The following is a 16,878-nucleotide window of genomic DNA, read 5'->3' as shown; positions in this document are numbered from 1 at the left end:
TTGGGTGTAAAAAAAAGGTCGAATACCATCCAGAGAGTAGTCACTATTCACTGATTGTTGTTATAAAAGAAAAAGGGACGCGATCACCGCGTCCCCTCCGTAACAGTTTTAATGCCCATCAGCTTTGGGCAGATCTCTTATTCCTTCACAAATTTAATCTGTGTTACTTCATTGTCCTTTGAAACAATTTTCACAAAGTAAATTCCCGAACTGATGTCTGAAACATCAATCACATTATCACTTCGTAACTCATGGCTTGAGAGCACTTTACCGTTGATATCCATTACTTCAACATTCATGACCTCATCCCGGTTTGATGAACTTATGGCAAGTTTGTCTTTTGTCGGGTTCGGATAAACCGAATACGTTGAAGCAGTAGTTTCTTCTCCAAAGAAAGCAGCTGAAGTTCTCGCGACATTCAAGGTATAACAAGTTGCACTGTTTGCTCCGTTATAACCAAAAACACGAACCGTATAAGTTCCAACCGCAAGGTTTGCGATTGATACATTCTCGGTGGCTGTGGAACCGGTTCCGGATCCGATTACTGTACCTGCACTGTTGTATACATTCAGGTCGTAGTCAACTCCACTTGGTCCGGCAAGGGCAAACTGATGAGTTCCTGCCGCTGTAGTTGTGACTTTATAGTAATCCTGGTCCGTATTTGAAGAAATTGCAGCCGAAATCGTTGTTGCCAATGGAATCGTTGCAGCAGCTGCCAGTGAATTATTCGGTTCGTAAGCCGATGAACAATTCGCAACAGTTGCAGTCGCGGTAAACGTGTAGCATGTAGCACTTAACGCATTGTTATACCCGAACACTTTCGCATAATACGTTCCTGCAGCTTGTCCGTTCAACGTCACGGATTCCGTTGCCGTACTTCCCGCTCCTGAACCGATTTGAGTTCCGGCACTATTGTAAATTACCAGGTCGAAATCCACACCCGAAGGTCCTACCAGATTAAAGACATTGTTTGTTACTGCAGAAGTAGTAATCTTAAAGAAGTCGATATCTCCGGAAGTTGCGATTGCAGCTGAAACCGGTGTTCCGCTTGTGAGTGTTGTGGCAGCAGCCTGAGTTTCATTCGGTTCAAATGCGCTTGTACAAGTTCCGCCACCGCCATCAGTATTGCAAGTCAGTGTGATACAACTATTCACGCGGCTTCTGATCAGGTTTCCCGGTTGAGGACCAAACCCAAGTGTAAAGTTCATTCCGGTACTTGTCAAATGACAGTAGCTCATGATCGTTCCGCCATTCGAAGGAATCGGGCCGTTACATCCTTCACTGTAACCTGCTGCAGGACCACATCCGTCAATCGCGCCGCCTGTCCAGCTGCATGCATGAGTATGCGGTGATCCCAAATTATGACCAATTTCGTGCGCCGTAACGTTTACCGCCCAGCTATAAGTTGGGATTGCATTTACCGTTCCTCCGACGGCCCCGCAAAATCCGTGTTTGTAATATTCATTGCTTCCACACAACTGGTCTAACCAGGCAACACCTCCGCCACCTGTGTTCGAAAACAGTGTAGCAATATTTGCCCCGAAATTTGAACGGTTAGCCGAGAACGTATTCAGATCATCATTATAAGAATCCGCTGTTGTCCATACATAAAGCTGGTTGAGTTTCGAACCGATCTGCTCGTTTTCATACAGCAATTTGAAATTATTGAATATGTTGGTTATGTGATTTGTAACGGCTTGCGCACTTCCTTTCGAAGTGAACAAATTATACCGTGTTTCCCAAAAATAAGTCACACACTTGTAAGTTGCCTTTTCCATTTGCTCCAGGTTCTCTTTTTGAGAAGAAAGCCGCTCAACAGCTTCCTGGTATTGCTCCAATTCTTCTGAGCCACATGAATAAACAGGTTTATTTTTCAAATCATCATCTGAATAAACCACATGTATTCCCGTCTTATTCTCCGGAAGGCGTATCAGACCAGCTTCGATCGTTGCATCTTCCTCCGAATTTCTGTTAACCAAAACAAAGAACTCGTCCCGGAAGAAACTAACTCCCACTACCGCATCTTCGCCGCGAACCGTTCCCTGGTAATACAATCCGAAATTTACTCCTTTCTCCATCCCCGGGGTACTTGTTTCCAGTTTAAACTCATCCGTAAAAATATTCACCTGAACCAGGTCAAGGGTTAAGATCCGATCCTCATAAGGTAATTGAACCGAAAGTACTTCCGGGCGCATTGCCAGCAAACCGGAGATAGAAGCAGCATTTGAATAGCCGATAAATCCGGATTTTTTGAGTGCAAGATTTGCTGTAGATTCAATCTCCTGAGAAACAGATTTCGTTCGTGTACCGGTAAAATCGAAGGAGTAAACCTCGTTTATTCCCTGGAATGCATTATTCACACGTTTCTGATTAATCCGCTCAAAAGATTTTGTTTCCGAGTAGGTTCCTTTTGGAACAGGTACCTTCTTAAATTCCTGAGCATAAGTGCTCATCCAACTTCCCATACATAGTAAAGAAGTCGCTAAAAGTTCCATTTTCTTCATAAAATAGTATTTGATATTAGTTATGGAATATTACGAATTATCGTTTTAATTCAAACAATTATCTTTGTTAAACTTTTCATTTTTAACAATTGAAGAATTAATTAACAATAGTGAAAATAAAGTGATTACCCAGCCACAGCAGTCAACAAGGTCAAATTCGAACCTTCCTGATTTTAGTTGACTGATTGACTTGCAATTAAGCTCAAAATAGCACCGATAAATATTGGGGGACAAAATAAATCAGGTGTTTTTAACAATTCACGCCCATTGGAAACTTCAATAATTTGGTATATTCGGGACTCAACAAAATATACTACTATGGAACAAAAACTCCTGTCACTTATTTTATTTGGCAACCTCTGTTTCTACTCATTTTCTCAGCAGAACACAACTGTTTCGGGAGGAAATGCAAGCGGAAGCGGCGGATCTGTCAGCTACTCAATCGGGCAAACAGACTATATCAACAGTTCGGGCAGTACAGGTTCAATCAACCAGGGTGTGCAGCAAGTCTACGAAGTTGAAGATATTTCGGGAATAAAGGAATCTCCGTCATTGCTTACAGCTGTTTTTCCGAACCCAACAAGCGGAATCCTTTATTTAGACATTGACCACTCAGATCCGGAACTCGATTATGAGCTGGTAGATTTAAGCGGCCGTATCCTGGCCTCATCGGTGATTCAAACACCCCAAACCATTATTGACTTAACATCTTTTGCGTACGGAGAGTATCTGCTAAATATCTCTTCGGGAAATGCTTTAATTCAAACACTTAAAATCGTAAAACATTAATCATGAAAAAAATCATTGCTACAACATCCTTCTTGCTTTTAGGCATCCTGACTTTTGCACAGGCACCTCAAAAAATGACTTATCAATCGGTCATCAGAAACAATTCAAATACATTGATATCCAATACGCCAGTTGGGATTCAGATTTCGATCCTCACAGGTTCTCCGACAGGAAGTGCAGTCTATATTGAGCGACATACCACAACAACCAATGCCAATGGATTAGCAACTTTACAAATTGGCGCCGGAACTCCGGTAGCTGGAACCTTTGCTTCCATTGACTGGTCGACCGGAAATTATTACATAAAAACAGAAACAGATCCTGCCGGCGGAACAGTTTACAGCATCAGTGGAACCTCGCAGCTTCTGAGTGTACCATACGCATTATATGCGGAGGAAGCAGGAAGCGGAAGCTCATTTAGCGGTGATTACAACGATCTGACCAATACTCCGACAAATGTGAGCGCATTTACAAATGATGCAGGTTATATCACCAACCCGAATGATGCAGATGCAAATCCGACCAACGAGATTCAGACATTATCCATTGCAGGACAAAGTCTTTCGATTTCCGGAGGCAATACAATCACTTTACCAAGCGGAAGCGGCGGGGTCACTTTAGACGGTGCATACGACCAAGGCGGTGCAGGACTCGGAAGAACCATCACAGCAGATGCAGGACCTGTCCAGATCAACGGATCAGGGTCGAACACAGCTGCATTGGGAATCCTTTTCACAGGAACAGGAAATTCGATTAACGCAGTAAACAATAACGCTGCAAATACCTTTTCGGTTATTCAGGCAGTTACAAACAGCAGCGGCGTGAATAATTCAGCTATTTTCGGACAAAGTACCGGCGCTGCGAGAGCCTTATCAGGTGAAGTAACAGCTGCTTCCACAGCAGATGCGGCAGTGAGAGGAAACAACCTGAGAACAAGCGGCGGAATGGGTGTTGAAGGTGTCGGATTCAATGGTGTTTCCGGGCAAACAAATTACAGAGACGGTTATGGAGTATTCGGACAGAATTTTGATCTGACAGGCCCTCTGACTTCAAATTCTGTTGGTGTAGGAGGTCTTGGATATATCGGTGTACTTGGTCAATCAAATGACCCATTAAACGGAGGAGGACTTGCTTCATTGGACAATATCATTGCGCTTGGAGATTTAACGGTTTCCGGAACAAAAAACTTCCGGATCGATCACCCACAGGATCCGGCGAACAAATACCTCAATCATTTTTCCATTGAATCCAATGAGGTATTGAATATTTACCGCGGAACAGTAGCATTTGACGCCAATGGTATTGCCGTTGTTCAGCTCCCTGATTGGTTTGACGCCGTAAATAAAAACGCATCCTATCAATTGACACCTATTGGAGGCTATGCCCCGATTTTCATCGCGGAAAAGATCAAAGACGGTCGCTTCGTAATTGCCGGTGGAACAACAGGAATGGAAGTTTCATGGGCCGTTTATGCTGAACGAAATGATCCATATTTACAACAACATCCTGAAGCAAGACAAGTTGAAGAACTAAAATCAGAACGGGAAACCGGTAAATACCTGCGTCCGGACTTATACAACAAACCTGCTGAACAAGGAATTTTGACGGCTCCTTCAAGCACAAAAGCAAATAAATAAAACACGGGAATCCATTGCAGTCATCCTGGTTCTGAATTTGAACTCGGGTGACTGCGATTCCATGAGAACCACCACCTAGCCTTACCACAACGATCTTCACCCTCTAAAATCTTTCATTCTAATTCGAATAAAATTCCGACCTTTAATTGAATTCGAAAGGCATGGAGAACTATAAGGAAATAAATAAAGAACAATGGAACCAGCGGGTTGACCCGCATGTGGAATCCGAATTTTATGATTTACAGGGCTTTTTAGCCGGGAAAAGTTCGCTTCAGGAAACAGAACTCGCCTTACTTGGAAATGTAGCAGGAAAGCGCATTTTACATTTACAATGTCATTTCGGACAAGACACCATTTCACTGGCCCGGATGGGTGCCAGCACTGTCGGAGCAGATCTTTCAGATAAAGCGATCGATAAGGCACGTGAACTTGCCAAACTCACCGGGGCCGATGCTTCGTTTGTTTGTTGTGACCTTTATGACTTGCCGCAACACCTGGAAGGCCAATTTGATATTGTTTTCACTTCCTACGGGACAATTGGCTGGCTGCCGGACCTGGACAAATGGGCCTCAGTTATAAACCACTTTTTAAAACCGGACGGAACCTTTGTCTTTGTGGAATTTCATCCGGTAGTGTGGATGTTTGATGACGATTTTCAAAAAATAGGATACCGTTATTTTAAATCCGATCCGATCGTAGAAACAGCAAGCGGAACATATGCCGACAGGGAAGCTGATATCAAAACAACTTCCGTAAGCTGGAACCATGGCATGAGTGAAGTAATAACCAGTTTGCTCAAACAGGGGATTCAACTTCAGGATCTGCAGGAATATGATTTCTCCAACTACAATTGTTTTTCACATACTGAAGAATTCGCCCCCGGAAAATACCGGATCAAACATCTCGGAAACTTCATCCCGATGATGTATTCTATTGTTGGAACAAAAGTAAAAACATCAAATCCTCCCCCTTTATCCCCCTCCGAAGGGGGAATTTAAACTTTCGAAACTATGGAAATCACTATCAAAATTGTAATCGGAATCGTAGCACTTTTTCACTTATATGTGATGTGGCTGGAAATGTTTGCCTGGACAACCAAAGGCCCTAAGACATTCAAAAATTTCGAAAAGGATTTATTCCCGAAAACCAAGTCACTTGCTGCCAACCAGGGATTGTATAACGGCTTTTTAGCGGCAGGATTAATCTGGACCTTCTTTATCTGTAACCCGGAATGGCGGTTCAATGTCAGTCTTTTCTTTTTGATCTGTGTATCTGTTGCCGGAATTTACGGCGCATTGACAGCAGATAAAAAAATCTTTTTTGTTCAGGCTTTACCTGCTTTGGTTGGGATCGGATTATTGGTGTTTTCCCAATGGAAATGTGATGAGAAATGTGACATAAAAAAGGAAAAAACCTCTATTATTAATGAACCCAAACTAGATAAAACAGAGATTTATTTAATTGATTCAAAGGGAAGAAAACTTAGCGACCCATTTCCACTTTACACTAACAATAAGGAAGATTTTTCAGATTCTTTGTTCTATTCAACTCATTTTATGGATGAACTCGGAAAATCCAACCAGCTAAACTTCTATGGACCTTCACAATACGCAGTCAATAATCAAGAGGCTTTTAAAGTAACCTTAAATAATTGGGGAGTAATTTATTCTGAAAACCCACGAATGGATAATTATGTTCTGCTAAAATCCAAAGACGAAAAAGTTAACTCACTTATTTCATTGAGTTTGGTAAATATATTAAAGCATAAAAAGCAGGTCGTGGAGAAAATTATTCAGCATCAAGGTTTATACTAATCAATTCAGTAAAAACGAATGAAATACAGGCTTATCATTATCAAATTAATGTTCATTACATTTTGCTTTTTTTGTCTGTATCTTGAATTAAAAAGCTACAATAACATGAGAGGATCAATGGGTGAATATATGTTATTGAACCACAAATCCATTATGCATTCAATTGCTTATGCTTCGTTAAGCATACCAACCATTATCTGGCTATTTTCCAAGAATAGAATTTTGAGTATTTTAATGATTGGATTTATTTTGTTTATACTCCTGTTTTTCTATCCTATTTTTGATATGACTGGGGTCGAAAACCCAATGTAATCAAACTCTTACGTATTAGGAGCTGAGATTTGAAAATTCGGTATTAAATTTTAGAACTATGGAAATCACTATCAAAATTGTAATCGGGATCGTAGCACTTTTTCACTTGTATGTGATGTGGCTGGAAATGTTTGCCTGGACAACCAAAGGCCCTAAGACATTCAAAAATTTCGAAAAGGATTTATTCCCGAAAACCAAGGCACTTGCTGCCAATCAGGGATTGTATAACGGCTTTTTAGCAGCAGGATTGATCTGGACTTTCTTTATCTGTAACCCGGAATGGCGGTTCAATGTCAGTCTTTTCTTTTTGATCTGTGTATCTGTTGCCGGAATTTACGGTGCATTGACTGCGGATAAAAAGATTTTCTTTGTTCAGGCACTTCCAGCACTGGTTGGAATTGCATTGCTGGGGTTCTCTGCGGGGAAAAGTGATGTCAAACCCGAAAAGGAAGAGACCAGGTATTATTACCTGCCAAATAACGGAAGAAACCAAATCGATACGGTATCTGCTTCTGAAATTCTCAAAAGAAACGATAACGATTCATTGATTGCAATTGGCTTTATTGATGATGAAAACGGCAAAGGAATTGGGGTTTCCCTTTTCACCAATGAAAACCACGAATTTGCAATGGATGCAAATGAAAACACAGGTTATATTGAAGGAATCGGGAAAGTCTACGCTCATTCCTTAACCTGGAGAGATTTTTATGTCCTTAACACCAATAACGACAGCATCAACCGGATCATAGCTTTGGGATTGGGAAGATTGATAACGATGGAAACTGACAACAAGTATAGATTTATGCCTCCGATCAGTTCAAGTAGAGAAACGGTTACTTTTCTTGAGTCAGAATCAGAGAATTAAACCCTTTATGACAAACACCAATAATTTACTCGTGATGATAAACCACGAAGAGCACAAAGCTCACAAAGAATTGTTATTGATCAATATTCCCTTTTAAGGTGAAACGCCTTACGCCGTTTCGCAAAAGCTTTTCATTAAAATTGATTAGATAACCGAATTCTTTTTTTGCCAATTTCATATAGGTCAAAATCTGGGCCTGATGAACAGGAGATAAAATATCTACCGGTTTTAATTCGACAATTATTTCTTGTTCTACAAATAAATCCAATTTTAATCCGGAGTCAATAATTATCCCGTCATAGCTAATCGGTAACATTTTTTGTCTTTCAGCTACAACTCCGTTTTTCGTTAGTTCATATAACAAACAAGTTTCATAAACTGATTCTAATAATCCAGGACCGAGAGCTGAATGAACTTTCAATGCGCATTGGTAAATGATCTTCATCAGAGCTTCTTCTTTTTCGTAGTTTTTAAATTCCATTGAATAATGATTTCTATTTAAGTTAAGAAAAAACATCATTATTCTCAACCTCTGAATCAAAAAACTTCGTGTGCTTTGTGCTCTTCGTGGTCAACTACTTAATACCCGATTTTCCCTCGTGGATTTCCTTTAAACCATTCCAAAGCCAGGCGATAACTGTCCATTCCGAAACCCATAATGGAACCTTCACATACTGCTGTGATGAATGAATTTTGCCGGAATTCTTCGCGCTGAGCCAAATTACTGATATGTACTTCAACTACCGGAACCGTAATTCCGGAGATAGCATCTCGGATTGCTACACTGGTATGTGTATATCCGCCGGCATTGAGAATGATTCCATCGTGCTTTGAATCGTGAAGCGCATTAATCAATTCACCTTCCACGTTGCTTTGGATGTAATCAATTTCCCCGGGAAAGGTTTTCTTCAATTCCTCCAAAACGTGCAAAAAAGTACGATTTCCGTAAATTTCAGGCTCTCGTGTTCCTAAAAGATTTAAATTCGGGCCATTGAGAATTAGAATACGCATCATTGAAAAATTGGGAACGTTATATTAAACAATTTGTTCATTATCTGAAGATAGAACGCAGCCTAGCTGAAAATTCCATTTTTGCCTACCAACAAGATGTTGCTAAATTACGCGACTTTTGTGAATCTTACACACTTTCCCCGGAGCATATTCAAACCGGGCATTTAAAACAGTTTGTTGCCGAGTTATATGACATGGGATTAAGTGCTCGTTCCCAGGCACGGATTATCAGTGGATGGAAACAATTTTTTGATTTTTTACTGATGGAAGAAGTCCGGAAAGATGATCCGTCGGAAAGTTTGGAGCTACCTAAAATCGGCAGAAAATTACCGGAAGTATTGACAATCGAAGAAATTGATTCATTGATAGCTGCAATTGACCTAAGCTCAAATGAAGGTCAGCGAAACAAAGCAATTATCGAAACGCTATACAGCTGCGGACTGCGTGTGAGTGAACTGGTTTCCCTCAAGTTTGAAGATTGTTTTTTCGATGAGGGATTTATCCGTGTGATCGGAAAGGGAAACAAGGAGCGTTTGGTTCCGGTAAGTCCCAGCGTGATAGAGGAAGTAAGTTATTATGTGAAAAACGACCGGGAAAACGCCCCGATAAAGAAGGGAAACGAGGCCTATATTTTCTTAAACCGGCGCGGCGCACAATTGACCCGTGTAATGATTTTCACCATTATCAAACGCCTGGCAGATTTGGCCGGAATCAGGAAAAACATTAGTCCGCATACCTTCAGGCATTCATTTGCAACACATTTGATAGAAGGCGGAGCGAATTTACGTGCAGTTCAAGATATGCTTGGGCATGAAAGCATTACGACCACAGAAATTTACACGCACTTGGATCAGCGATTTTTGCGCGAGGCCATTTTGAGTTATCATCCGAGAAACACGTTGAATTAATGATTTGGCACTTCGACTACCATTGACGCTTCGGTCAAGGTTTTCAACGCTCAGTGACCAAATCGTGTAATTAGCTCAATGACCAAAATATATAATCTTATTTTGATAAAGGTGACTGAATGCTTTCGCTGAAGCTACAGCATAGGCGCAGCGGTGTCGAAGGCAACCTTTATCTAAAATAAATCTGTTCCCTGAATCCGAATCCGTGCCCGATCTATAAACAGATTCAGGCTATCAAAATAAGCATTGCGCTGTCGCTGGTTTTCTTCTGAGATCTTCACACAACTTTTCAGCATGGAATGAAAAACTGCAAAGGACTTATTGACATAATCCTGGTCAATCGTGTACAGGTAATTCATCATGTTATGTGTAATGTACAGCATCCGGTAAGCATTCGTTTCCGAAATGATCGTATTGTCCTGGATGTAGGTCTGATGTAAATACAGATGGAAATTATCGGCATCCGTAATGACGGGTTGTCCCTTAATGAACTTACGCCCAATCTCAGCCTGCTTTTTGATGTGTTCAACCAGCGAAGCTACCTCATCAATCAGGAAGAGCGCATCTTCGGGAGTTTCAAAATAACCCAGCTCATAAAAAGACACTATTTCGCGGATGAGGCCTTTTCCTGCATCGTAACCGATTACTTCCGTGGATTTAACCCGGATATAGAAATTAGCCATTTGCTGTAACTGCTCATCTGAAATATCTCCTTTCCATCCTTTGTGAAACTTAACGTTTTCCAACTGTCCCAGTTTCAGGTAGCACTTCCCGAAATAAAGCAGCTTAAATCTCAAAAGGGCCGGGGAATTCAATAATTGAAAAATGATCAGATCCAGGTTAGACATGTATAACTCCTGGGTTCTTTGAGCAACCATCCGCTTAAAACCGTCCATAATTCCACTTAAATAAGTGTCAAAGGAGAATTCCGAACGTTGAATGGGGTTATACTGGAATGTTACACTCTTTCCTGAAACTCCAATGATCTTATCAATCGACAAATCGTATTTCTGACAGAGTAAATTGATTTCTTCAGGTTTTAAAGCGGTTTCCCCCCTGGCTCTTCTATAGGCAGAATCTCTGGATAGATCCAGATCATCCATCAACAACTTTCCCAATGAAGTATCGGGAGGTAATTTTGCCTTTAGTTGTTCAAGTAGTCGGTTTTGAATGTCCATACCCAAAAGTAAAATTTTTATTGAAACGCAAAACAGTTCTCTTCAAACAGATTAATTGGTCGGGGACAAGATTCCCTGATAAAACAAAAGCCGCTCTAAAAACAGAACGGCTTTCGCTTGGTTATTGGTATTAATTATTGTTTTTGAATTCGGAAAGTAAAGGGCTGACCGTCAACCAAAGCATTTACAAAATACATTCCCGGAACCTGATTTGAGAAATCAACATCGATAGCAGTTGCGGAAGTATTGGAAGATCCGAATTGAATCTCTTTCCCCTGGATATCTAACACTTTCACAATTGAAAAGTCAGCTCCGGAAGTTACACTTGCTGTAAATTTACCGGTTGTCGGGTTCGGATAAATTTCCAAACCGAATGCTTCTCCATTTTCTGTAAGACCCAAACAAGGATCTACATTGATAGAAAATGTTGCTTCACCTTCACAGCTATTTGCATCTGTGTAAGAATAAGTAATCACGTGATCACCGGCACCAGCTGTAGCAGGATTTAAAACTCCTCCGCTCACTCCATTTCCGGAATAAGTTCCACCTGCAGGGCTTCCGCCTGAAAGTGTCAATGGCGCATGGTTGATACACATTGTTGCAACGGGAGAAGTAAAGGCAACTGTTGGTGCTGTATTTACCGTGATCATAGTTGAAGCGGTACTTGTACAGTTGTTTGCATCGGTATACGTATAAGTTACAGTCTGTGTTCCTGACGAAGGGTCAAAATCACCGCTTGCAGTAACTCCTGTTCCACTGTAGGTTCCGCCTGCAGGACTTCCGCCTGTTAATGCAAATTCTGCTGAATTATTACAAACTGCTGAAATAGCACTTTGTGTAACTGTTGGAGCAGCATTCACCGTAATAGTTGCAGTAGCTTCACTCGAACAGTTGTTTGCATCCGTGTAAGTGTAAGTCACAGTTTGTGTTCCGGCTGTAGGATCAAAATCACTTCCTGTAACTCCTGTTCCACTGTAGGTCCCACCTGCAGGGCTACCGCCCGACAATGCCAATGGTCCCGCGTTGCTACACACTGCTGAAATAGCACTTTGACTAACCGTTGGAGCAGTATTTACTATAATCGTTGTAGTAGCTTGATTGGTACAGTTATTCGCATCCGTATAGGTGTAGGTTACCATCTGTGTTCCGGCTGCAGGATCAAAATCACTTCCTGTAACTCCTGTTCCACTGTAAGTTCCGCCTGCAGGGCTTGCGCCCGTCAATGCAAGTGTTCCCGAATTATCACATATCGGTGAAATCGCGCTTTGTGTTACAGTCGGTGCAGTATTTACAGTAATGGTGTAATTGGAATTAAATGCACATCCATATGCATCAGTATAGTCATAAGTAATGGTTTGTGTTCCCGAAGCAGGATTAAAATTATTTCCTGTAACTCCTGTTCCGGAATATGTTCCACCTGCAGGTGAACCTTGTACCAAAGTATACGTCCCGCTATTATCACATAAAGCCGGCGCGGTTGCAAAGGTAATTGGGTTTGCAGGACAAACAACCGTAATTGAATAACTTGATGAACCGGAGCATCCGCTTGCATCACTTACAGTCGAAGTAAAGTTAAATGTACCTGTAGCAGTTGGTGTTCCGGAGATTGTTCCACTTGTACTCATTGTTAATCCCGGAGGCAAAGCCCCTGCAGTAACTGCAAAGCTTGGTGCTCCAAGAGCTCCCGTTTGTGTCAACGTTGTTGAATATGCTGCCCCTGCGGTTCCGGTGGTTAAAGCACCGGCTGCTGTCATTGTGAAAGCAGGGCAAACGTACGGTGTGTAATCAACCTGGTCGATTCCGATGTAATCCGAATTACTTCCGTTAAGACCTGCACCGGTTACAAAGTATCTGAATGCTATACGACCCGAAGTAGGCGCCGGCAAGCCTGAAATAGTAATGGTATATAATGTCCAGGTTGTTGGATAAACGCCTAATACCAATGATGGATTGACACTCATTAATAATGTGGTGTAGTCTCCTACTGCAGTTCCTGTACCAACATTCGTGCTTGCTCCATTCGTACTTAAACGTACTTCCAGCCTGTCAGCATATGAATCCGGAGCTGGTTTTCTTGTGTAGAATGTGATCACATCGCCATTTCTAAATGTACGGTTAGGAGTCATCAACCAGTTGCTAATCGTTCCAGTGCTTCCAGTATTGTTGTAATTCGCACCAATATAAGCATTTGTAGCACCATTGTAAGCATCAAACGGTCCGCCGGCTCCTACGGGATTTCCCTGGAACCAGTTAGTTGAACCAACCGCGACACTCGCATTCGTCATTACCCAGCCATTCCCGGCAAGTAAAGTGATATCATTAAAACCTTCCGAGAAAGCCTGTGCGTTGGATTTTGAGATAAATCCAAGTGCAAATAAGCCGCATAAAGCAACTGTTTTTAAAATTCTTGTTTTCATAAGTTCAGTGATTAACGTGTTTGAGGATTCGCTATTTCTGAGTAACGCGTGATCTCTTCCTGCAACTGATCTCTCAATTGCGCATCAGTGGTTTTCTCCAGTTCAGCTGAAAGCAATCGAATGTATTCTTCTTTCAACACACGGAATTCGTCATTTAATTTGCTTGCCTGGGCTCTGGATGTGGAAACAGCCTGATTGATCTCAGCTTGTTTTGAATCCAGTTTTGCACGTTGAGCACTTAATTGAGGATGTGATGAAACAACAACAGGTGTTGATTGCTTTAAAGAGTTAGTTTGGGATTGTCCAAAGCTCACGTGAGCCAATGAACATACACAAAGCCCAATGAATAGTAACTTTTTTTTCATAGTAACTTGTTTAATTGTTCGAAAATAGACAATTACACTTCGTTTCGAATGCTTCGAACATTCAAGAAGATGAAATCAGGGGTTAACCCTGGACAGAAAGAATGTGCTGTTTTTCGGTTTTATTTAAGTCATCTGAGACAAGCCGGAAGCAATTTCTTCCATACTCAGATTCCACCGGTGAATAGTAACGCCATTTTAATTAAGTAATAGTATTTGTTTCGAGACAAAAGTACACAGAAATCAGGCACTTACAAAAACGACACCCGACAAATGACTATAATCCACCTATGAATTATCGAATTAAGCAGTTGAGCAAATATTTAACTGAAATTTAATGATAAACAAATATCAGGAAACGAATTTACCGTATAGGTCGTAATGATCAGCAGAAGTAATTTCTACTAAGGCGAAATCTCCGATACTTACATATCCTTCTGATTTCTTTACCAATACCTCATTGTCTACTTCAGGTGAATCAAACTCGGTTCGACCAATGAAATAGTCTCCTTCGATACGGTCAAAAAGAACCTTAAATGTTTTTCCAATCTTTTGCTGGTTCAATTCATAGCTGATGCCTGATTGCAGCTCCATGATCTCATCCGCGCGCTGACGTTTCACCTCGTCTGGAACATCATCTTCCAATGAATAAGCATGGGTATTTTCCTCGTGAGAATAGGTGAAGATCCCCAAACGGTCAAAACGCATACGTTCTACGAACTCATACATTTCCTGGAAATCTTCTTCCGTTTCACCCGGATAACCTGCTATTAAAGTGGTGCGGATAGCAACTCCGGGAACCTTTTCCCTGATGGTGTTTACCAAAGCCTCTGTTTTCTCGCGGGTAATTCCACGGCGCATCGACTGAAGTATTTTTGTTGACCCGTGCTGCAAAGGCATATCCAAATACAAGCACACATTCGGATGTTTCACCATTGCGTCAAGTACATCCATCGGGAAGCCTGCCGGAAACGCATAATGCAGACGGATCCATTCTATTCCTTCAACGGCTGCAAGCTCGTCTAACAATTCAGCCAGGTTCCGTTTTTTGTAAATATCTAATCCGTAATAAGTCAAATCCTGTGCGATCAGCAAAATTTCTTTCACTCCCTGAGCTGCCAGGCTTTTCGCCGATTTTACCAATTCATCCATTGGCGTAGAAAGGTGTTTGCCTCTCATCAGGGGGATGGCGCAGAACGAACATGGTCTGTCACATCCTTCAGCTATTTTGAAGTAAGCATAGTGAGAAGGAGTTGTCAATAAACGCTCTCCAACCAATTCATGCTTGTAATCTGCTTTTAATGTCTTAAGTAGTCGTGGTAAATCCCTTGTACCGAAGAATGCATCCACTTCGGGAATTTCCTGTTCCAGATCGTCTTTATAACGCTGAACCAAACAACCCGTAACATATACTTTGTCAACGAGTCCTTCATTTTTGGCATCTGCATAACGCAAAATAGTATCGATCGATTCTTGTTTCGCATTGTCGATGAAACCACATGTATTGATGATCACAATTTCAGAATCATCCTGTTTGGCTTCATGTTCCACTTCAAATTTATTGGCTTTCAATTGGGCCATCAAAACTTCAGAGTCAAAGGTATTCTTTGCGCATCCAAGTGTTACGACATTTACTTTATTCTTACGAAGTGTTTTTGTTTTCATGAAATCAATCAATACTAAAAGGGGCACAAAGATACGGTAAATTCTTTGAAGTTCAGGAGAATTGACACTTCAACTATGCTCAGTATTCTTTCGGAAGGTAAAAGCACGTAAAATATGACAGTAGCAGACTTTACAGTCGCTACGTCTCAAGGTGGGGTATCTATGCTGTATCTATGCTTTATTCATACTATATCTATTCTTTATCCATGCTTCATAGATGATACAGCATGGATAAAGGAAATAGTCTATATCCCTCGGCTTTTCCGTCTTGATCAAAGCAGATCAAACAAATGATCGCCTCGGATCGAGTGAGACGGAGCCTTCCGCCTCGGCGGACTATCGCTTTTCCTTCGGCTTGCCCGTCTTGTGAGACGGAGCCTTCCGCCTCGGCGGACTAGCGCTTTTCCTTCGGCTTGCCCGTCTTGTGAGACGGAGCCTTCCGCCGCGGCGGACTAGCGCTTTTCCTTCGGCTTGCCCGTCTTGTGAGACGGAGCCTCAGTCTTCGTCCGCCGCGGCGGACTCTTATTTTAAAGGAAGCGGCGTTGCGACTGCTTCGTCGAATTTGGCTTGCTCTTTTTCAGGAACTTTCCGGAATGTTAAGTACAATCCGATGAGAATAAATGGAATGCTCAACCACTGTCCGGTCTTAAGAAACCAAATGTTGTCATTTTCGTTTTGTCCTACTTTGATGAACTCAATGAAAAAGCGTGCAGTCCAGATCAAAATCATGAATACTCCGAACAATTTACCGGGAGAAAGTTTTGCTTTTGTTTTCCAGTACATTCGATACAATACAATAAAGGAGATCAGGTAACAGATCGCTTCATATAATTGACTCGGGTGGCGCGGAACGACTTTTCCGTCTACCAAGTACTCCTCTTCCAATGCATGATTAAAGTTGAATCCCCAGGGTAAATCTGTCGGAGTCCCGATAATTTCATGATTTACCAGGTTTCCCAAGCGGATAAAACATCCTGCAATGGCGATGGGTGCAACAATACGATCCAGGATCCAAAGCATAGGGCGATCGACAACTTTCTTTGAATAAATGTACAGCATAATCAAAATGATGATCGCTGCACCATGACTGGCTAAACCGCCCTCCCATACTTTTAAAATTTCCATGGGGTGATCCAAGTATCCTTTTTCGAAGTGTCCTTTTGAATTAAATCCATCATGCCAGGGTCCGTAGAAAAACACATGACCTAAACGTGCACCGATAATGGTTGCCGGAACTACATAAAGCAATAATTTATCCAGGTATTTTTCAGAGATCCCTTCCGATTTGAACATTCTTTTGATAATGTAGTATCCGAAGATCATTCCACCCACGAACAACAATCCGTATAAGTTAGGTGTAGACCATCCGTCTATTAATTGAGATTCTACATTCCAGTCAATTGCTAATTCCACGTG

At 41.6% G+C, this 16,878-nt stretch carries 12 protein-coding genes and 2 pseudogenes; 6 read left to right on the top strand and 8 right to left on the bottom strand.

Features of this window, described 5'->3' with window-relative positions:
* Window positions 1-137: 137 nt before the first annotated feature.
* Window positions 138-2,504, bottom strand: a complete 2,367-nt coding sequence (locus tag K0S23_RS05705; RefSeq protein ID WP_300355457.1) for a T9SS type A sorting domain-containing protein — start codon at window positions 2,502-2,504, stop codon at window positions 138-140.
* 318 nt (window positions 2,505-2,822) lie between these two features.
* Here K0S23_RS05705 and K0S23_RS05700 point away from each other — a divergent pair, with 318 nt between their 5' ends.
* The 5 genes and pseudogenes from K0S23_RS05700 to K0S23_RS05680 all read left to right on the top strand — a co-directional run.
* The gene (locus tag K0S23_RS05700; protein WP_300355456.1) at window positions 2,823-3,293 is read left to right on the top strand and encodes a T9SS type A sorting domain-containing protein; all 471 of its coding nucleotides are present in this window, start codon (window positions 2,823-2,825) and stop codon (window positions 3,291-3,293) included.
* A 2-nt stretch (window positions 3,294-3,295) separates the two neighbouring features.
* Window positions 3,296-4,930: a hypothetical protein gene (locus K0S23_RS05695; protein ID WP_300355454.1), complete on the top strand. Its 1,635-nt coding sequence runs from the start codon at window positions 3,296-3,298 to the stop codon at window positions 4,928-4,930.
* A gap of 161 nt (window positions 4,931-5,091) precedes the next feature.
* Complete coding sequence (locus K0S23_RS05690; protein WP_300355452.1) at window positions 5,092-5,928, top strand: class I SAM-dependent methyltransferase; 837 nt, start codon at window positions 5,092-5,094, stop codon at window positions 5,926-5,928.
* A gap of 12 nt (window positions 5,929-5,940) precedes the next feature.
* Window positions 5,941-6,291: pseudogene (locus tag K0S23_RS05685) on the top strand (DUF1304 domain-containing protein); the annotation flags it as partial.
* 823 nt (window positions 6,292-7,114) lie between these two features.
* Window positions 7,115-7,465, top strand: a pseudogene (locus tag K0S23_RS05680) (DUF1304 domain-containing protein); the annotation flags it as partial.
* 529 nt (window positions 7,466-7,994) lie between these two features.
* Here K0S23_RS05680 and K0S23_RS05675 read toward each other — a convergent pair.
* Entirely contained in the window at window positions 7,995-8,402 is a 408-nt protein-coding gene (locus K0S23_RS05675; RefSeq protein ID WP_300355450.1) for a GxxExxY protein, read from the bottom strand.
* 98 nt (window positions 8,403-8,500) lie between these two features.
* A complete protein-coding gene (gene aroQ / locus K0S23_RS05670; protein WP_300355449.1) occupies window positions 8,501-8,932 on the bottom strand; it encodes a type II 3-dehydroquinate dehydratase in 432 nt (143 codons plus the stop codon).
* Window positions 8,933-8,934: 2 nt separating this feature from the next.
* On the opposite strand from aroQ, the gene xerD reads away from it, so the two are divergent.
* Window positions 8,935-9,840 (top strand): site-specific tyrosine recombinase XerD, encoded by a 906-nt coding sequence (gene xerD, locus K0S23_RS05665; protein ID WP_300355447.1) that lies wholly within the window; start codon window positions 8,935-8,937, stop codon window positions 9,838-9,840.
* A 173-nt stretch (window positions 9,841-10,013) separates the two neighbouring features.
* On the opposite strand, the gene K0S23_RS05660 is transcribed toward xerD, so the two are convergent.
* The 5 genes from K0S23_RS05660 to lgt all read right to left on the bottom strand — a co-directional run bounded on the left by K0S23_RS05660 (window position 10,014) and on the right by lgt (window position 16,875).
* Window positions 10,014-11,018: a hypothetical protein gene (locus tag K0S23_RS05660; RefSeq protein WP_300355445.1), complete on the bottom strand. Its 1,005-nt coding sequence runs from the start codon at window positions 11,016-11,018 to the stop codon at window positions 10,014-10,016.
* Between the two features lie 134 nt (window positions 11,019-11,152).
* Entirely contained in the window at window positions 11,153-13,435 is a 2,283-nt protein-coding gene (locus tag K0S23_RS05655) for a choice-of-anchor J domain-containing protein (RefSeq protein ID WP_300355444.1), read from the bottom strand.
* Between the two features lie 11 nt (window positions 13,436-13,446).
* Window positions 13,447-13,800, bottom strand: a complete 354-nt coding sequence (locus K0S23_RS05650; protein WP_300355442.1) for a hypothetical protein — start codon at window positions 13,798-13,800, stop codon at window positions 13,447-13,449.
* A gap of 348 nt (window positions 13,801-14,148) precedes the next feature.
* Window positions 14,149-15,462: a 30S ribosomal protein S12 methylthiotransferase RimO gene (gene rimO / locus K0S23_RS05645; RefSeq protein WP_300355440.1), complete on the bottom strand. Its 1,314-nt coding sequence runs from the start codon at window positions 15,460-15,462 to the stop codon at window positions 14,149-14,151.
* Window positions 15,463-15,984: 522 nt separating this feature from the next.
* Window positions 15,985-16,875, bottom strand: coding sequence for a prolipoprotein diacylglyceryl transferase (lgt, locus tag K0S23_RS05640; RefSeq protein WP_300355438.1), 891 nt, complete (start codon window positions 16,873-16,875; stop codon window positions 15,985-15,987).
* Window positions 16,876-16,878: the final 3 nt, after the last annotated feature.

This window comes from Fluviicola sp., from assembly GCF_029266855.1.
Lineage (GTDB): Bacteria > Bacteroidota > Bacteroidia > Flavobacteriales_D > Crocinitomicaceae > Fluviicola.
The sequence above is the reverse complement of the archived record's forward strand: the minus strand, read 5'-3'. Positions and strand labels throughout refer to the sequence as shown.